The 18,048-nt window shown below is 60.7% G+C and carries 16 protein-coding genes; all 16 read left to right on the forward strand.

What is annotated here, in order from left to right; translation table 11 throughout:
• The first annotated feature begins 206 nt into the window (after nucleotides 1-206).
• A complete protein-coding gene (gene mraZ / locus AB4P92_RS21160) occupies nucleotides 207-662 on the forward strand; it encodes a division/cell wall cluster transcriptional repressor MraZ (protein ID WP_042560992.1) in 456 nt (151 codons plus the stop codon).
• Complete coding sequence (rsmH, locus tag AB4P92_RS21165) at nucleotides 659-1,606, forward strand: 16S rRNA (cytosine(1402)-N(4))-methyltransferase RsmH (RefSeq protein ID WP_390896372.1); 948 nt, start codon at nucleotides 659-661, stop codon at nucleotides 1,604-1,606. Before mraZ ends, rsmH begins: the two co-directional genes overlap by 4 nt.
• Complete coding sequence (gene ftsL / locus AB4P92_RS21170; RefSeq protein WP_042560990.1) at nucleotides 1,603-1,896, forward strand: cell division protein FtsL; 294 nt, start codon at nucleotides 1,603-1,605, stop codon at nucleotides 1,894-1,896. The genes rsmH and ftsL overlap by 4 nt, the downstream gene beginning before the upstream one ends.
• Complete coding sequence (locus AB4P92_RS21175) at nucleotides 1,896-3,635, forward strand: penicillin-binding protein 2 (protein ID WP_181818547.1); 1,740 nt, start codon at nucleotides 1,896-1,898, stop codon at nucleotides 3,633-3,635. Before ftsL ends, AB4P92_RS21175 begins: the two co-directional genes overlap by 1 nt.
• Nucleotides 3,635-5,098: a UDP-N-acetylmuramoyl-L-alanyl-D-glutamate--2,6-diaminopimelate ligase gene (locus AB4P92_RS21180; protein WP_261735993.1), complete on the forward strand. Its 1,464-nt coding sequence runs from the start codon at nucleotides 3,635-3,637 to the stop codon at nucleotides 5,096-5,098. The genes AB4P92_RS21175 and AB4P92_RS21180 overlap by 1 nt, the downstream gene beginning before the upstream one ends.
• Complete coding sequence (gene murF / locus AB4P92_RS21185) at nucleotides 5,091-6,458, forward strand: UDP-N-acetylmuramoyl-tripeptide--D-alanyl-D-alanine ligase (RefSeq protein ID WP_115148179.1); 1,368 nt, start codon at nucleotides 5,091-5,093, stop codon at nucleotides 6,456-6,458. The genes AB4P92_RS21180 and murF overlap by 8 nt, the downstream gene beginning before the upstream one ends.
• Complete coding sequence (mraY, locus tag AB4P92_RS21190) at nucleotides 6,458-7,540, forward strand: phospho-N-acetylmuramoyl-pentapeptide-transferase (protein WP_047303084.1); 1,083 nt, start codon at nucleotides 6,458-6,460, stop codon at nucleotides 7,538-7,540. Before murF ends, mraY begins: the two co-directional genes overlap by 1 nt.
• A gap of 5 nt (nucleotides 7,541-7,545) precedes the next feature.
• A complete protein-coding gene (gene murD / locus AB4P92_RS21195; protein WP_200616141.1) occupies nucleotides 7,546-8,892 on the forward strand; it encodes a UDP-N-acetylmuramoyl-L-alanine--D-glutamate ligase in 1,347 nt (448 codons plus the stop codon).
• A complete protein-coding gene (gene ftsW / locus AB4P92_RS21200) occupies nucleotides 8,889-10,106 on the forward strand; it encodes a putative lipid II flippase FtsW (protein ID WP_395598091.1) in 1,218 nt (405 codons plus the stop codon). The genes murD and ftsW overlap by 4 nt, the downstream gene beginning before the upstream one ends.
• Nucleotides 10,096-11,166 carry an undecaprenyldiphospho-muramoylpentapeptide beta-N-acetylglucosaminyltransferase gene (gene murG, locus AB4P92_RS21205; RefSeq protein WP_115148181.1) on the forward strand — a complete coding sequence of 357 codons (1,071 nt, stop codon included), beginning with the start codon at nucleotides 10,096-10,098 and terminating at the stop codon, nucleotides 11,164-11,166. Before ftsW ends, murG begins: the two co-directional genes overlap by 11 nt.
• Nucleotides 11,159-12,619, forward strand: coding sequence for a UDP-N-acetylmuramate--L-alanine ligase (murC, locus tag AB4P92_RS21210; RefSeq protein ID WP_042560981.1), 1,461 nt, complete (start codon nucleotides 11,159-11,161; stop codon nucleotides 12,617-12,619). The genes murG and murC overlap by 8 nt, the downstream gene beginning before the upstream one ends.
• Nucleotides 12,616-13,575, forward strand: coding sequence for a D-alanine--D-alanine ligase (locus tag AB4P92_RS21215; protein ID WP_115148182.1), 960 nt, complete (start codon nucleotides 12,616-12,618; stop codon nucleotides 13,573-13,575). The genes murC and AB4P92_RS21215 overlap by 4 nt, the downstream gene beginning before the upstream one ends.
• A 4-nt stretch (nucleotides 13,576-13,579) precedes the next feature.
• Nucleotides 13,580-14,446 (forward strand): cell division protein FtsQ/DivIB, encoded by an 867-nt coding sequence (locus tag AB4P92_RS21220; RefSeq protein ID WP_047303073.1) that lies wholly within the window; start codon nucleotides 13,580-13,582, stop codon nucleotides 14,444-14,446.
• Between the two features lie 15 nt (nucleotides 14,447-14,461).
• On the forward strand, nucleotides 14,462-15,721 hold the full coding sequence (ftsA, locus tag AB4P92_RS21225; RefSeq protein WP_047303071.1) for a cell division protein FtsA: 1,260 nt from the start codon (nucleotides 14,462-14,464) through the stop codon (nucleotides 15,719-15,721).
• Between the two features lie 103 nt (nucleotides 15,722-15,824).
• Nucleotides 15,825-17,021, forward strand: a complete 1,197-nt coding sequence (ftsZ, locus tag AB4P92_RS21230) for a cell division protein FtsZ (protein ID WP_042560977.1) — start codon at nucleotides 15,825-15,827, stop codon at nucleotides 17,019-17,021.
• A 112-nt stretch (nucleotides 17,022-17,133) separates the two neighbouring features.
• Complete coding sequence (gene lpxC / locus AB4P92_RS21235; protein ID WP_007939852.1) at nucleotides 17,134-18,045, forward strand: UDP-3-O-acyl-N-acetylglucosamine deacetylase; 912 nt, start codon at nucleotides 17,134-17,136, stop codon at nucleotides 18,043-18,045.
• Nucleotides 18,046-18,048 lie beyond the last annotated feature (3 nt).

Raw genomic sequence — 18,048 nt, forward strand, 5'->3', positions numbered from 1 at the left:
CTGCATCAAGTTATGGGTCAAAAGTCTCCGTCAGATTCTCGTTACTCCTCCTTTTATGCTCCTAAATCTCCGTTCTGTAAGGCTTTTCCTTTAATCCGCGCCTTGACGGTGTGGTGGCCGCATTCCTATAGTGTGCACAAGTGGCGGAAAGTGGCATGAAGTGGGTTTTTTGAGCTCAAAACGATAAAAATTGGAGAAACGCAGACGTGTTTCGCGGAGCTAACGCTATCAGTCTCGATGCAAAGGGCCGTCTCGCTATGCCGAGCCGGTACCGTGACGAGCTGGATTCGCGTAGTTCCGGCCAATTGATCGTCACCATTGATGCCGTTGATCCGTGTCTTTGTGTCTACCCGCTCGACGAGTGGGAAATTATTGAAACCAAGTTGCGCGCGCTCCCTTCGCTTCGTGAAGAGAACCGCCGCTTGCAGCGTTTATTGATTGGTAATGCCGTCGACCTCGAACTCGATGGCAGTGGTCGTTTTCTGGTTCCACCGCGTCTGCGCGAATACGCAAAGCTTGATAAGAAAGCGATGCTGGTGGGCCAACTGAACAAGTTCCAATTGTGGGACGAGGATGCATGGAACGCGGTATCTGCCGCTGACCTTGCTGCCATTCAACAACCGGGCGCGATGCCTGATGAACTGCGTGATTTGATCCTGTGACTATTGATAGCGGCTTTAACCACATCACCGTACTGCTTGACGAAGCCGTCGAGGCTCTCGCCGTACGTCCTGATGGCTGCTATCTGGACGGTACGTTCGGGCGCGGCGGACACAGTCGTTTGATCCTCAGCCAGCTCGGACCGGACGGTCGACTCATCGGATTCGACAAGGATCCTCAAGCGATTGCCACCGGGCAAACGCTAGCGGCCGAAGACGGCCGCTTTGTCGTTGTGCAGCGCAGCTTTGCCGAGCTCGGTTCGGAAATCGCCGAGCGCGGTCTGGCCGGCAAGGTCAGCGGTATTCTGCTCGACCTGGGCGTGTCCTCGCCGCAACTCGATGACGCTGAGCGCGGTTTCAGTTTCCTCAATGACGGCCCGCTGGATATGCGCATGGATCCGTCCCGCGGCATCAGCGCTGCTGAATTCGTCAACACCGCGCCGGCTGAAGAAATCGCCCGGGTGTTCAAGGAATACGGTGAAGAGCGTTTCTCCGGTCGCATGGCGCGTGCCGTCGCCGAGCGTCGCGATATCAAACCTTTCGAGCGTACCGCCGATCTGGCCGAAGTGCTCAAGGTTGCCAACCCGGCATGGGAAAAGGGCAAGAATCCGGCCACCCGTGCGTTCCAGGGTTTGCGCATTCACGTCAACAACGAATTGGGCGATCTGGAAGCCGGCCTCGAAGCGGCGCTGGAAGCCCTGGAAGTGGGCGGCCGTCTGGTCGTGATCAGCTTCCATTCCCTGGAAGACCGCATCGTCAAACTGTTCATGCGCAAGCTGGTGAAAGGCGAAGCCGATAACCTGCCGCGCAACCTGCCGGTTCGCCATGTGGCGTTCGAGCCGAAAATCAAAGTCCATGGCAAAGCGCAGACGGCCTCCGACGCCGAACTCAAAGCCAACCCACGTTCCCGTAGCGCCGTCATGCGCGTCGCGGAGAAATTGCGTTGAGCAAGCTTTTCGCCAAGCCACTGCCCGGCGGCAGCTTTTTCATGCTGCTGCTGTTTGTTGCCGTGCTCGTGTCGGCCATCGCGGTGTCTTACAGCGCGCACTGGAACCGCCAGCTGCTCAACAATCTTTATAACGAGCTCAGCGTGCGCGACAAGGCGCAGGCCGAGTGGGGCCGCTTGATTCTCGAGCAAAGCACCTGGACCGCACACAGCCGGATCGAAGTGCTGGCCACCGAACAACTGAAAATGCATATCCCTGGCGCGGCTGACGTGAAGATGGTGGCGCCATGATGAAACTTGAAGGCGCACTGTTCCCGTGGCGCTTCCGCCTGATGGTGACGCTGCTCGGTTTGATGGTGGCTGCGATCTGCTGGCGCATCATTGACCTGCAAGTGGTTGACCGTGACTTCCTCAAAGGTCAGGGCGATGCACGCAGTCTTCGTCACATCCCGATTCCTGCTCACCGTGGTCTGATCACCGACCGTAACGGCGAGCCTTTGGCCGTCAGTACCCCGGTGACCACCCTGTGGGCCAACGCCAAGGAAATGCAGACGGCCAAAGAGAAGTGGCCAGCACTGGCCGCCGCGCTGGGTCAGGACCCGAAAGCCCTGACCGAACGCCTTGAGGCGCAGGCCAACAAAGAATTCATTTATCTGGTGCGCGGGCTAACCCCTGAGCAGGGCCAGTCCGTGCTCGACCTGAAAGTGCCGGGCGTTTACGGCATCGAAGAATTCCGCCGGTTCTACCCTGCCGGTGAGGTCACCGCGCACATGGTCGGATTTACCGACATCGATGATCACGGGCGCGAAGGCGTCGAACTGGCCTACGACGAATGGCTGGCCGGTGTGCCGGGCAAGCGACAAGTCATCAAGGATCGGCGCGGTCGGCTGATCAAGGATGTCCAGGTCACCAAAAACGCCAAGGCCGGCAAGCCCTTGGCGTTGTCCATTGACCTGCGCCTGCAATATCTGGCCAACCGCGAGCTGCGTAACGCGATCATCGAGAACGGCGCCAAGGCTGGCAGCCTGGTGATCGTGGACGTGAAGACCGGCGAGATCCTCGCGATGGTCAACCAGCCGACCTACAACCCGAACAACCGTCGCAACCTGCAACCGGCGATGATGCGTAACCGCGCGATGATCGACGTGTTCGAACCGGGTTCGACCATGAAAGCCATCTCGATGGCCGCCGCGATCGAAACCGGTCGCTGGAAACCGAGCGATACCGTCGAGGTTTACCCAGGCACGCTGCAGATCGGCAAATACACCATCAAGGACGTTTCGAGGTCCGAAGGTCCGGTACTCGACCTGACCGGCATCCTGATCAATTCCAGTAACGTCGGCATGAGTAAGGTCGCGTTCGATATCGGCGGTGAAACGATTTTCCGCCTGGCGCAGAAAGTCGGTCTCGGCCAGGACACCGGCCTCGGCTTCCCGGGCGAGCGTGTCGGTAACCTGCCGAACTACCGCGAATGGCGCAAGGCAGAGACGGCGACGCTGTCCTACGGTTACGGTATTTCCGTCACCGCGATTCAACTGGTTCACGCCTTCTCGGCGCTGGCCAACAACGGTCGCCTCGCACCGCTGACGCTGATCAAAACCGACAAAATGCCGCAAACCACACAAGTGCTGCCGGAAGCTGTCGCGAAAACCATGCAGGGCATGTTGACCCAAGTGATCGAAGCCCCGCGCGGTGTGTTCCGTGCGCAGGTGCCGGCGTATCACGTGGCGGGCAAATCGGGTACGGCGCGCAAGACCTCGGTGGGCACCAAGGGCTACGCCGAAAACTCCTACCGTTCGCTGTTCGCCGGCTTCGGCCCGATGAGCGATCCGCGTTACGCCATCGTTGTGGTGATCGATGAACCAAGCAAGGCCGGTTACTTCGGTGGTCTGGTTTCCGCGCCGGTGTTCAGCCGTGTGATGTCCGGCACCCTGCGCTTGATGAACGTGACCCCGGATAACCTGCCGACCCCACAACAGGCCAACACGACCCCGGTCGTTCCGCTGAAAGCCAATGGAGGGCGCGGCTGATGTCATTAAGTCTGAACAAGATATTCCCCCACGCCGGCCACGATCTGTTGATTCGTGAATTGGCGCTGGATAGCCGTAACGTACGTGCGGGCGACCTGTTCCTCGCGGTGCCGGGCGGCAAATTCGATGGGCGTGCGCACATTGCCGATGCCTTGCAACGTGGCGCCGCTGCTGTGGCCTATGAAGTGGAAGGCGCCACGGTGCTGCCAATCACCGATGTGCCGCTGATTCCGGTCAAGGGCCTGGCAGCGCAGCTGTCGGACATTGCCGGGCGTTTTTACGGTGAGCCAAGCCATCACCTGAACCTGGTGGGGGTGACGGGCACCAACGGTAAAACCAGCGTGACCCAACTGGTTGCGCAGGCGCTGGATCTGCTCGGCCAGCATTGCGGCATTGTCGGCACCCTCGGTTCCGGCTTCTATGGCGCATTGCAAAGCGGCCTGCACACCACGCCGAATCCGATCGCCGTGCAAGCGACTCTGGGCGACCTGAAAAAGGCTGGCGCCAAAGCCGTGGCCATGGAAGTGTCGTCCCACGGTCTGGATCAGGGCCGCGTCACCGCGCTGGCGTTCGACGTTGCCGTGATGACCAACCTGTCCCGCGATCATCTGGATTATCACGGCACGATGGAGGCTTACGCGCAGGCCAAGGCCAAGCTGTTCGCCTGGAATGATCTGAAGTGCCGTGTGGTCAACCTCGACGACGATTTCGGCCGGCAACTGGCCGCCGAAAAACGCGAGTCGCGTTTGATCACCTACAGCCTGCTCGACAGCAGCGCTTACCTGTACTGCCGCGAAGCGCAGTTTGACGATCATGGCGTGCGCGCCACCTTGGTCACGCCGCAGGGCGAGCATCATCTGCGCAGCACGCTGCTCGGCCGTTTCAACCTGAGCAACGTATTGGCAGCCGTTGGCGCCTTGCTCGGCCTGGATTACGCGCTCGACGAAATTCTCAAGGTACTGCCGAAACTCGAAGGCCCGGCCGGACGCATGCAGCGTCTTGGCGGCGGCACTCAGCCGTTGGTGGTGGTCGATTACGCGCACACCCCGGATGCGCTGGAAAAAGTCCTGACGGCTTTGCGCCCGCACGTCAAAGGTCAGTTGCTGTGCCTGTTCGGCTGTGGCGGTGATCGTGATCGCGGCAAGCGTCCGTTGATGGCTGAAGTGGTCGAGCGTCTGGCCGATCAAGTGCTTGTCACGGATGACAATCCGCGCACCGAAGACCCGGCAGTGATTTTCGATGACATCCGCGCCGGTTTCACGGCTGTGGATAAAGTCACCTTCGTCTCCGGTCGTGGTCAGGCAATCGCGCAATTGATTGCCGAGGCTTCGGCGGATGACGTGATCGTTCTGGCCGGTAAAGGTCACGAGGACTATCAGGAAATCAATGGCGAGCGTCATGCCTTCTCTGACCTGGTCGAAGCCGATCACGCGCTGACCGCTTGGGAGGTGGCCCATGCTTAAGGCCCTGACACTCAGCGAGCTGACCAACGCGCTCGACGCACGCCTGATCGGCGCCGATGCCAGTTTCGACGGCGTGAGCATCGACAGCCGCGGGATCAAACCCGGCCAACTGTTTATTGCCCTGACTGGCCCGCGTTTCGACGGTCATGATTATCTGAACGACGTCGCCGGCAAAGGCGCCGTTGCTGCATTGGTCGAGCGCGAAGTCGCCGACAGCACCTTGCCGCAATTGCTGGTCAAGGATACCCGTCAGGCCTTGGGCCAGTTGGGTGCCTTGAACCGTGCCGCGTTCACTCAGCCAGTGGCTGCCGTCACCGGTTCCAGCGGCAAGACCACGGTCAAGGAAATGCTCGCCAGCATCCTGCGTACGCGCGGTCCGGTGCTGGCAACACGCGGCAACCTGAACAACGACCTCGGTGTTCCGCTAACCCTGATCGAGCTCGCCCCGGAACACACCTCCGCCGTGATCGAACTGGGCGCCTCGCGTCTGGGCGAAATCGCCTACACCGTCGGGCTGACCAAGCCGCACGTAGCGATCCTGAACAATGCCGGTACCGCTCACGTTGGTGAGTTCGGTGGCCCGGAAAAAATCGTCGAAGCCAAAGGAGAAATCATCGAAGGGCTGGCGGCCGATGGCATCGCCGTGCTCAACCTCGACGACAAGGCCTTTGGTATCTGGAAGACCCGCGCTGCCGGTCGCAAAGTGCTGACCTTCGCGCTGAGCAACACTCAAGCGGACTTCTACGCCAGCGACCTGAGCACTGATGCACGCGGTTGCCCGGCCTTCAATCTGCACACGCCCGAAGGTAGCGAGCGCGTTCAACTGAACCTGCTCGGCACCCATAACGTTGCCAACTCCATGGCCGCCGCCGCTGCTGCCCACGCTTTGGGTGTGTCGCTGTTCGGCATCGCCACTGGCCTTGGCGCGGTGCAACCGGTCAAGGGCCGCACCGTCGCGCAATTGGCGAAAAACGGCATGCGCGTGATTGATGACACTTACAACGCAAACCCCACCTCGATGTGCGCGGCCGTTGATATACTCGCCGGCTTTTCCGGCCGCACCGTCCTGGTGCTCGGAGATATCGGCGAGTTGGGCGATTGGGCGGAGCAGGGGCACCGCGACGTGGGCGAATACGCCCGGGGCAAGATTTCCGCGCTGTACGCGGTTGGACCGAACATGGTTCACGCCGTCAACGCATTCGGTGAGCAGGCGCATCACTTCGGTACACAGGCCGAACTGATCCAGGCCCTGGACGCCGAGCAGGACACAAACACCACCATTTTGATCAAGGGTTCGCGCAGTGCAGCGATGGAAAACATCGTTGCGGCTCTGTGTGGGTCCAGTCTGGAGAAACATTAATGCTGCTGCTGCTAGCGGAGTATCTGCAACAGTTCCACAAAGGCTTCGCGGTCTTTCAGTACCTGACCCTGCGCGGGATCCTCGGTGTGCTGACCGCGCTGGTTTTGTCGCTGTGCTATGGCCCGTGGATGATCCGCACTCTGCAGAACCGTCAGATCGGCCAGTCCGTTCGTAACGACGGTCCGCAATCGCACCTGTCCAAGTCGGGTACCCCGACCATGGGCGGCGCACTGATTCTGTCGTCCATCGGCGTCAGTACTTTGCTCTGGGCTGACCTGAGCAACCGCTATGTCTGGACTGTGTTGCTGGTGACTCTGTTGTTCGGCGCCATCGGCTGGGTCGACGATTACCGCAAAGTCATCGAGAAGAATTCGCGTGGCTTGCCAAGCCGCTGGAAGTATTTCTGGCAGTCGGTGTTTGGTCTGGGCGCGGCGATCTTCCTTTATATGACCGCTTCGACGCCGGTGGAAACCACGCTGATCCTGCCGATGCTCAAGGATTACAGCATTCCGCTGGGCTTCGGCTTCATTGTGCTGACCTATTTCGTGATTGTCGGTTCGAGCAACGCGGTCAACCTCACCGACGGCCTCGACGGTCTGGCGATCATGCCGACCGTGATGGTCGGCGGTGGTCTCGGCATCTTCTGCTACCTGTCGGGTAACGTGAAATTCGCTGAATACCTGTTGATCCCGTATGTGCCGGGCGCAGGCGAACTGATTGTGTTCTGCGGCGCGCTGATCGGTGCCGGTCTGGGTTTCCTCTGGTTCAACACCTATCCGGCCCAAGTCTTCATGGGCGACGTCGGCGCACTGGCGCTGGGTGCTGCACTGGGCACCATCGCGGTGATCGTCCGTCAGGAAATCGTCCTGTTCATCATGGGCGGCGTGTTCGTGATGGAAACCCTGTCGGTGGTCATCCAGGTTGCATCCTTCAAGCTGACCGGTCGCCGCGTATTCCGCATGGCACCGATACACCACCACTTTGAACTCAAGGGCTGGCCCGAGCCGCGCGTGATCGTCCGTTTCTGGATCATCACCGTGATTCTCGTGCTGGTTGGCCTTGCCACCCTGAAGCTGAGGTAGAACGAGTGTCTCTGATCGCTTCTGACCACTTCCGCATCGTTGTCGGCCTCGGCAAGAGCGGCATGTCCCTGGTTCGCTTCCTGGCGAACCGGGGCACGTCGTTTGCCGTGGCCGATACGCGGGAGAATCCACCGGAACTGGCCACGCTCAAGCGTGACTATCCGCACGTGGAAGTGCGTTGTGGCGAGCTGGACGTTGAATTCCTCTGCCGTGCCGACGAGCTCTACGTGAGCCCCGGCCTGGCGCTGGCGACCCCGGCCCTGCAAGCCGCTGCGGCCCGTGGCGTGAAACTGTCCGGTGACATCGAGCTGTTCGCGCGTAACGCGAAGGCGCCGATTGTGGCCATCAGCGGTTCCAACGCGAAAAGCACCGTTACCACCCTCGTCGGCGAGATGGCGGCTGCGGCCGGCAAACGTGTGGCGGTGGGCGGTAATCTCGGTACCCCGGCGCTGGATCTGCTCAGCGACGACGTCGAGTTGTACGTGATGGAGCTGTCGAGCTTTCAGCTGGAAACCACCGATCAGCTCAACGCTGAAGTGGCCACCGTGCTGAACATCAGCGAAGACCACATGGATCGCTACAGTGGTCTGCCGGCGTACCACCTGGCCAAGCACCGGATCTTCCGTGGTGCCAAGCAGTTCGTGGTCAACCGTCAGGATGCACTGACCCGTCCACTGATGGGCGAGGGCCAGCCATGCTGGACGTTCGGCCTGAGCAAACCTGATTTCAAGGCATTCGGTATCCGCGAAGAAGAGGGCGAGAAGTATCTGGCCTTCGAATTCCAGAACCTGATGCCGGTCCGTGAGCTGAAAATTCGTGGCGCGCATAACCAATCCAACGCACTGGCGGCGCTGGCGCTCGGCCATGCGGTCGGCCTGCCATTCGACGCGATGCTTGCGGCCCTGCGTACCTTCGCCGGTCTCGAACACCGCTGCCAGTGGGTGCGTGATCTGGACGGTGTCGCTTACTACAACGATTCCAAAGCCACCAACGTTGGCGCCGCACTGGCGGCTATCGAAGGCCTGGGTGCGGATATCGACGGCAAGGTCATTCTGATCGCCGGTGGTGATGGCAAAGGTGCCGAGTTCAACGACCTGCGTGATCCGGTGGCAGCCAACTGCCGCGCCGTGATCCTGATGGGCCGCGACTCCGACAAGATCGGCGCGGCCATCGGCGATGGCGTGCCACTGATTCGCGCAACCTCTCTGGTTGATGCTGTCGCGCAATGCCGCGCCGCCGCTCAACCGGGTGATGTGGTGCTGCTGTCGCCGGCCTGTGCCAGTTTCGACATGTTCAAGAATTATGAAGACCGTGGTCACCAGTTCGTCCGCGCCGTGGAGGAATTGGCATGAACCTGAGAAATATCATCAAGCCGTACCCGTCGCCGCTGATTACCGGGCGCGGTATCGATCTCGACTTCCCGATGCTCGCCGGTTGCCTGGCGCTGCTCGGCCTGGGCCTGATCATGATCGCGTCGGCCTCCACCGAAGTGGCAGCCGCGCAGTCGGGCAGTCCGCTGTATTACATGATCCGCCACCTTATCTATGTGGTGCTGGGGTTGGGCGCGTGCATCATCACCATGATGATTCCGATCGCCACCTGGCAACGCCTTGGCTGGTTGATGCTGCTGGGTGCGTTCGGCCTGCTGATCATGGTGATCATCCCGGGGATCGGCCGTGAGGTTAACGGTTCGATGCGCTGGATCGGTTTCAGCTTCTTCAACGTGCAGCCCTCGGAGATCGCCAAGGTATTCGTGGTGATTTACCTCGCCGGATATCTGGTGCGTCGCCAGAAAGAAGTGCGTGAGAGCTGGATGGGTTTCTTCAAGCCGTTCATCGTGCTGCTGCCAATGGCCGGACTGTTGCTGATGGAGCCGGACTTCGGTGCCACCGTCGTAATGATGGGGGCTGCGGCGGCGATGCTGTTCCTTGGCGGGGTCGGCTTGTTCCGCTTCTCGCTGATGGTGGTGCTGGCGGTCGGGGCCGTGGTCCTGCTGATTCAGATGCAGCCCTACCGGATGGCGCGTCTGACCAACTTCGCCGACCCGTGGGCCGACCAGTTCGGCGCCGGTTATCAGTTGTCGCAAGCGCTGATCGCGTTCGGTCGAGGTGAATGGCTGGGCGTGGGCCTGGGCAACAGCGTGCAAAAGCAGTTTTACCTGCCGGAAGCGCACACCGACTTCGTGTTCTCGGTACTCGCCGAAGAGCTTGGCGCGGTGGGTTCGCTGTGCACCGTGGCCCTGTTCGTCTTCGTGTGTATCCGCGGCATGTACATCGGTCTGTGGGCCGAGAAAGCCAAGCAGTTCTTCGCTGCTTATGTGGCATACGGCCTGTCATTCCTGTGGATTGGTCAGTTCCTGATCAACATCGGTGTGAACGTCGGCCTGCTGCCAACCAAGGGGCTGACCTTGCCGTTCCTCAGTTACGGCGGCAGCTCGCTGGTGATCTGCTGTGCCTGCCTTGGCCTGTTGCTGAGGATCGAGTGGGAGAGTCGAACCCATTTGGGCAGTGAAGAGATGGAATTCCATGAGAGCGACTTCACCGAGGAGCCGAATCATGGGCGCTAACGTATTGATCATGGCCGGCGGAACCGGCGGCCACGTATTCCCGGCGCTGGCCTGTGCCCGCGAGTTTCAGGCGCGCGGCTACACCGTGCACTGGCTCGGCACGCCACGCGGGATCGAGAACGAGCTGGTACCGGCCGCAGGGCTGGAACTGCACCGCATCAACGCCAGTGGCCTGCGCGGCAAGGGCAAGCTGTCGCTGCTCAAGGCGCCGTTCATGCTGCTCAAATCGGTCTGGCAGGCGCGGGCGATCATTCGTCGGCTGCGTCCGGTGTGTGTGGTCGGCTTTGGTGGCTACGTGACCGGCCCCGGCGGTCTCGCGGCGAAACTGGCCGGTGTGCCGGTGATCGTTCACGAGCAGAACGCCGTCGCCGGCACCGCCAATCGGTTGCTGGTGCCGTTCGCCGCCCGAGTGTGTGAAGCGTTCCCCGACACCTTTACTCTGTCGGACAGCCGCCGTACCACCGGTAACCCGGTGCGCAGCGAGCTGTTCCTCGAAACACCGCGACCTGCTCTGGCCGGTCGCAAAGCGCGTTTGCTGATCCTGGGCGGAAGCCTTGGCGCAGAGCCGTTGAACAAGTTGCTGCCTGAAGCGCTGGCGCAAGTCGCTGCCGATTTGCGTCCGGAAGTGTTCCATCAGGCCGGCAAAAACCACGATGAAGTGACTGCAGAGCGCTACCGCGCCGCCGGCGTGGAAGCGCAGGTGCAGCCGTTCATCAAAGACATGGCCCAGGCCTATGGCTGGGCTGACCTGGTGGTGTGCCGTGCAGGCGCGTTGACCATCAGTGAGCTGGCTGCCGCCGGTCTGCCCTCGATGCTGGTGCCTTTGCCCCACGCGATCGACGATCACCAGACCCGCAACGCCGATTATTTGGCCCGTGAAGGCGCTGCCTTCCTGATGCCGCAAAGAACGACTGGTGCCGCGGACCTTGCCGCGCGCCTGACAGAGGTCTTGATGCAACCGCAACGACTCGAAGAAATGGCCCAAGCGGCCCGCCGTCTGGCGAAACCCGATGCCACCCGTAGCGTGGTCGATACCTGTCTGGAGGTGGTCCATGGTTGAGAATCAGAAAGCCATGCCGCAACCGGAAATGCGCCGCATCCGTCGCATCCACTTCGTCGGTATCGGCGGCGTGGGCATGTGCGGCATCGCCGAAGTGTTGTTGAACCTGGGCTATGAAGTGTCCGGTTCCGACCTGAAAGCCTCGCCGGTCACCGAGCGTCTGGAATCGTTCGGCGCCAAGATCTTCATCGGCCACCGTGCCGAGAACGCTGCTGCCGCCGATGTGTTGGTGGTGTCGAGCGCCGTCAACACCTCCAACCCGGAAGTGGCGACTGCACTGGAACGCCGCATCCCGGTGGTGCCGCGTGCCGAAATGCTGGCTGAGCTGATGCGCTATCGCCACGGCATCGCCGTTGCCGGTACCCACGGCAAAACCACCACGACCAGCCTGATTGCTTCCGTGTTCGCCGCCGGTGGTCTCGATCCGACGTTCGTTATCGGTGGGCGTCTGAACGCTGCCGGCACCAACGCGCAACTCGGCACCAGTCGTTACCTGATCGCCGAAGCCGATGAAAGCGACGCGAGCTTCCTGCACTTGCAGCCGCTGGTGGCCGTGGTCACCAACATCGACGCCGATCACATGGCGACCTACGGCGGTGACTTCAACAAACTGAAGAAAACCTTCGTCGAATTCCTGCACAACCTGCCGTTCTACGGTTTGGCGGTGATGTGCCTGGACGACCCGGTCGTGCGCGAAATCCTGCCACTGGTCAAACGTCCGACCGTGACTTACGGCTTCAGTGAAGACGCCGACATCCGTGCGATCAACGTGCGTCAGCAAGGCATGCAGACCTTCTTCACCGTGCTGCGTCCTGATCGCGAGCCGCTGGATGTATCGGTGAATATGCCGGGCAACCACAACGTGCTCAATTCGCTGGCAACCATCTGCATCGCCACCGACGAGGGCGTCAGCGATGAAGCCATCGTTCAGGGTCTGTCGGGCTTCCAGGGTGTTGGTCGACGTTTCCAGGTCTACGGCGAACTGCCGGTGGACGGCGGCAGCGTGATGCTGGTCGACGACTACGGCCACCATCCGACCGAAGTCGCGGCCGTGATCAAAGCCGTGCGGGGTGGCTGGCCGGAGCGCCGGCTGGTGATGGTTTACCAGCCGCACCGCTACAGCCGCACCCGCGACCTGTACGACGACTTCGTCAATGTACTGGCTGACGCCAACGTTTTGCTGCTGATGGAAGTCTATCCGGCCGGTGAAGAACCGATCCCGGGCGCCGACAGCCGCAAGCTGTGCAACAGCATCCGGCAGCGCGGTGCGCTCGACCCGATCTACATCGAGCGTGGCGTCGATCTGGCGCCGCTGGTCAAGCCGCTGTTGCGCGCCGGCGACATCCTGCTGTGCCAGGGCGCTGGTGATATCGGCGGTCTCGCGCCGAAGCTGTTGAAAAGTGAATTGTTCGCTGGCGCCGTGGCCGCGCCGGTCGAGGGGAAGTTGAAATGACTGCTGCCTACGCCAATCTGTTCTCCACCATCGCGCCGAAAGACTTCGGCCGTGTCGCCGTGCTGTTCGGTGGCCTGAGTGCCGAGCGTGAGGTTTCGTTGAAATCCGGTAACGCTGTGCTCGAGGCGCTGCAGAGCGCTGGCGTGGACGCGTTCGGCATCGACGTCGGCGACGATATTCTGCAGCGTCTGCTGAGCGAAAAAATCGACCGCGCCTTCATCATTCTCCACGGTCGTGGCGGTGAAGACGGCTCCATGCAGGGCCTGCTCGAGGTCGCCGGCATTCCATACACCGGCAGCGGCATTCTGGCGTCGGCACTGGCGATGGACAAACTGCGCACCAAGCAGGTCTGGCACAGCCTCGGGATTCCGACGCCGCGTCACGCCGTGCTGTGCAGCGAAGCCGATTGTATTTCGGCAGCGACGGAACTGGGCTTCCCTTTGATCGTCAAACCGGCGCATGAAGGTTCAAGTATCGGGATGGCCAAAGTGAGTTCTGCGTCCGAGTTGATCGACGCATGGAAAGCGGCCAGTACCTACGATTCGCAAGTGTTGGTTGAGCAATGGATTCAAGGTCCGGAGTTCACCATCGCCACCCTGCGTGACCAGGTGTTGCCTCCAATCGCCCTGGGTACACCGCACACGTTCTACGACTACGACGCCAAGTACATCGCCAACGATACCCAGTACCGCATTCCGTGCGGGCTGGATGCCGCCAAGGAAAAAGAACTCATGGATCTCACGGCCAAGGCCTGTGAGGCGCTGGGTATCGCCGGTTGGGGCAGGGCAGATGTGATGCAGGACGCCGACGGGCAGTTCTGGTTCCTGGAAGTGAACACCGCACCGGGCATGACCGATCACAGTCTGGTGCCGATGGCGGCCCGTGCTGCCGGTCTGGATTTCCAGCAACTGGTACTGGCCATTCTGGCTGCCAGCGTAGAAGAGGCGCGAGGTTAAGACGATGCAAGGCGCACAGCTCAGACATCAGCCACCCGCACCCGGCCGCAAGCCGGTGCCGCGGGGTGCCAGCCGAATGGTGGCCAAAGAGCCAATGTCCGCGCGCCTGCCAAAAGCCAACTTCGGTTTTGTGAAAAGCCTGTTCTGGCCAGTGCTGCTGGTGGTGCTCGGGTTCGGTACTTACGAAGGTGCGCAGCGGTTGCTGCCGTACGCCGACCGGCCGATCGCCAAAATCGCCGTGCAGGGCGACCTGAGCTACATCAGCCAGCAAGCGGTGCAGCAGCGAATCGCCCCGTTCGTCGCGTCGAGCTTCTTCACCATCGACCTGGCCAGCATGCGCAAAGAGCTTGAGCAAATGCCCTGGATTGCCCACGCCGAAGTGCGTCGGGTGTGGCCGGATCAAGTGGTGATCCGCCTCGAAGAGCAACTGCCGATAGCGCGTTGGGGCGACGAGTCATTGCTCAACAACCAGGGCCAGGCGTTTACGCCCAGGGAGCTGGCGAACTACGAACACCTGCCACAACTGTTCGGCCCACAACGGGCTCAGCTGCAAGTGATGCAGCAATACCAGGTGCTGAGCCAGATGCTCCGGCCTATGGGCTTCTCGATTGCACGCCTGGAATTGCGTGAGCGAGGTAGCTGGTTCCTGACCACCGGTGCCGGCAGTTCCGGCCCCGGCATCGAGTTGCTGCTGGGACGCGGCAACCTCGTGGAAAAGATGCGCCGCTTTATCGCCATCTATGACAAGACGCTTAAAGAACAGATTACGAACATTGCGCGCATCGATCTGCGCTACGCCAACGGCCTTGCTGTTGGCTGGCGGGAACCAGTAGCGCCGACGGCAGCCCAACCCGCTGTCGCAAAGAATTAAGAAGAGGCAGGACCCATGGCAAACGTGCAAAGCGGCAAAATGATCGTCGGTCTGGATATCGGCACCTCCAAGGTGGTGGCGCTGGTAGGCGAGGTCTCGGACGACGGCACGCTGGAAATCGTCGGTATCGGTACACATCCGTCCCGCGGCCTGAAAAAAGGCGTGGTGGTGAATATCGAGTCCACCGTGCAATCGATCCAGCGCGCGATCGAAGAAGCCCAACTGATGGCGGGCTGCCGCATTCACTCGGCGTTCGTCGGCGTGGCGGGTAATCACATCCGCAGCCTGAACTCCCACGGCATCGTTGCGATTCGTGATCGCGAAGTCAGCTCGGCCGACCTTGAGCGCGTGCTCGACGCCGCCCAGGCTGTCGCGATTCCGGCTGATCAGCGTGTGCTGCATACCCTGCCGCAAGATTACGTGATCGATAACCAGGAAGGCGTTCGCGAACCTCTGGGCATGTCCGGCGTACGTCTGGAAGCCAAGGTTCACGTGGTCACCTGCGCCGTCAACGCCGCACAGAACATTGAAAAATGCGTGCGCCGCTGCGGTCTGGAAATCGACGACATCATTCTGGAGCAACTGGCGTCCGCGTATTCGGTGCTGACCGATGACGAGAAAGAGCTGGGCGTGTGCCTGGTCGACATCGGCGGCGGTACCACCGACATCGCGATCTTCACCGAAGGCGCGATCCGCCACACGGCCGTGATCCCGATTGCTGGTGATCAGGTGACCAACGACATCGCCATGGCGTTGCGCACCCCGACCCAGTACGCCGAAGAGATCAAGATCCGTTATGCCTGCGCCCTGGCCAAACTGGCTGGCGCCGGCGAAACCATCAAAGTGCCAAGCGTTGGCGACCGTCCCCCGCGTGAACTGTCGCGTCAGGCCCTGGCCGAAGTGGTCGAGCCGCGTTACGACGAACTGTTCACCCTGATCCAGGCCGAACTGCGCCGCAGCGGCTACGAAGACCTGATCCCGGCCGGCATCGTCCTGACCGGCGGTACGTCGAAGATGGAAGGCGCCACCGAGCTGGCCGAAGAAATCTTCCACATGCCGGTACGCCTCGGTGTCCCGCACGGTGTGAAAGGTCTGGATGACGTGGTGCGCAACCCGATTTATTCCACTGGCGTTGGCTTGTTGATGTACGGCCTGCAAAAGCAGTCCGACGGAGTTTCGTTCTCCGGCATCGGCAGCCGCGACAGCTACAGCAGCGAAGAGCCTCAGGCGCCGCTGCTCGACCGACTGAAAAAGTGGGTCCAGGGCAATTTTTAAAAGCAGCGCGAAGCGACAAGCTTCAAGCGGCAAGCAACAGCAGTAGATACACCGCAACAAACAGCAGTAGGCGAAAAAACTAGAGAATGTAAGGAGAGGGAAAATGTTCGAACTCGTAGACAACATCCCCGCAAGCCCGGTAATCAAAGTTATCGGTGTTGGCGGTGGCGGCGGCAACGCTGTCAATCACATGGTCAAGAGCAACATCGAAGGCGTTGAATTCATCTGCGCCAACACTGATGCTCAAGCGCTGAAATCCATCGGCGCGCGGACCATCCTGCAACTGGGCACCGGCGTGACCAAAGGTCTCGGCGCTGGCGCCAACCCTGAAGTAGGTCGTCAGGCCGCTCTCGAAGACCGTGAGCGCATTGCCGAAGTCCTGCAGGGCACAAACATGGTGTTCATCACCACGGGCATGGGCGGTGGTACCGGTACCGGTGCTGCGCCGATCATCGCCGAAGTGGCCAAGGAAATGGGCATTCTGACCGTTGCGGTCGTGACTCGTCCGTTCCCGTTCGAAGGCCGCAAGCGCATGCAGATCGCCGACGAAGGTATCCGTCTGCTGTCTGAAAGCGTCGACTCGTTGATCACCATCCCCAACGAGAAGCTGCTGACCATCCTCGGTAAAGACGCGAGCCTGCTGTCGGCTTTCGCCAAGGCCGACGATGTACTGGCCGGTGCCGTTCGCGGTATCTCCGACATCATCAAGCGTCCGGGCATGATCAACGTCGACTTCGCCGACGTACGTACCGTGATGAGCGAAATGGGCATGGCGATGATGGGCACTGGCTGCGCCAGCGGTCCTAACCGTGCACGTGAAGCCACCGAGGCGGCGATTCGCAACCCGCTGCTCGAAGACGTGAACCTGCAAGGCGCACGCGGCATCCTGGTGAACATCACCGCCGGTCCTGACCTGTCCCTGGGTGAGTACTCCGACGTGGGTAGCATCATCGAAGCCTTCGCATCCGAACACGCCATGGTCAAGGTCGGTACCGTTATCGATCCGGACATGCGTGACGAGCTGCACGTCACCGTCGTTGCCACCGGTCTGGGCGCGAAAATCGAGAAGCCTGTCAAGGTCATCGACAACACCGTTCACACGTCTATGGCAGCTTCTCAGGTTCAGCAACCGGCTCCGTCCCGTCAGGAAGCACCTGCGGTGAACTACCGTGATCTGGACCGTCCGACCGTCATGCGCAACCAGGCTCAGGCCGGTGCTGCGGCTGCCGCGAAGATGAATCCGCAAGATGACCTGGACTACCTGGACATCCCGGCTTTCCTGCGTCGTCAGGCCGATTGATGGAATGTATCAGGGCTATGAAGGTGATTGGTGTTCAGCAAAGGCTCGGTCTGCTATTATCGCCAGCCTTTGTTGATACCAGTTCGCAATTTGCGCTGAAGCGGCCCAAGCCATGATTAAACAACGCACACTGAAAAATATTATCCGTGCCACAGGTGTAGGCCTGCACTCCGGTGAGAAGGTCTATCTGACCCTCAAGCCTGCGCCTGTCGACACTGGCATTGTGTTTTGTCGCGCTGACCTCGACCCTGTGGTGCAGATTCCTGCCCGCGCGGAAAACGTCGGTGAAACCACTATGTCGACGACGCTGGTAAACGGCGACGTCAAAGTGGACACGGTAGAGCACTTGCTCTCGGCCATGGCTGGCCTGGGCATCGATAACGCCTACGTCGAGCTCTCCGCGTCCGAAGTCCCGATCATGGATGGCAGCGCTGGACCCTTCGTATTCCTGATTCAATCGGCTGGCCTGGAAGAACAGGACGCCGCCAAGAAATTCATCCGCATCCTGCGTGAAGTGACAGTGGAAGACGGCGACAAGCGCGCCACTTTCGTCCCTTTCGAAGGGTTCAAGGTGAGCTTCGAGATCGATTTCGATCACCCGGTTTTCCGGGACCGCACCCAAAGTGCAAGCGTGGATTTTTCCAGCACTTCGTTCGTAAAAGAAGTCAGCCGCGCCCGTACTTTCGGTTTCATGAGTGACATCGAGTACCTGCGCAAGCACAACCTCGCACTCGGCGGCAGCGTTGAAAACGCAATCGTGGTCGATGCCGATGGCGTACTGAACGAAGACGGCCTTCGCTATGAAGACGAATTCGTGAAGCACAAAATCCTCGATGCCATTGGCGATCTGTACCTGCTGGGCAATAGCCTGATTGGTGAGTTCAAGGGCTTCAAGTCCGGTCATGCACTGAACAACCAGCTGCTGCGCAAATTGATTGAGCAGACAGATGCCTGGGAAGTGGTGACGTTCGAAGACGCCAGTACCGCACCAATCTCTTACATGCGCCCTGTTGCGGCGGTGTAAGTA

This window comes from Pseudomonas sp. A0308 (assembly GCF_044218815.1).
Classification (GTDB): domain Bacteria; phylum Pseudomonadota; class Gammaproteobacteria; order Pseudomonadales; family Pseudomonadaceae; genus Aquipseudomonas; species Aquipseudomonas iridis.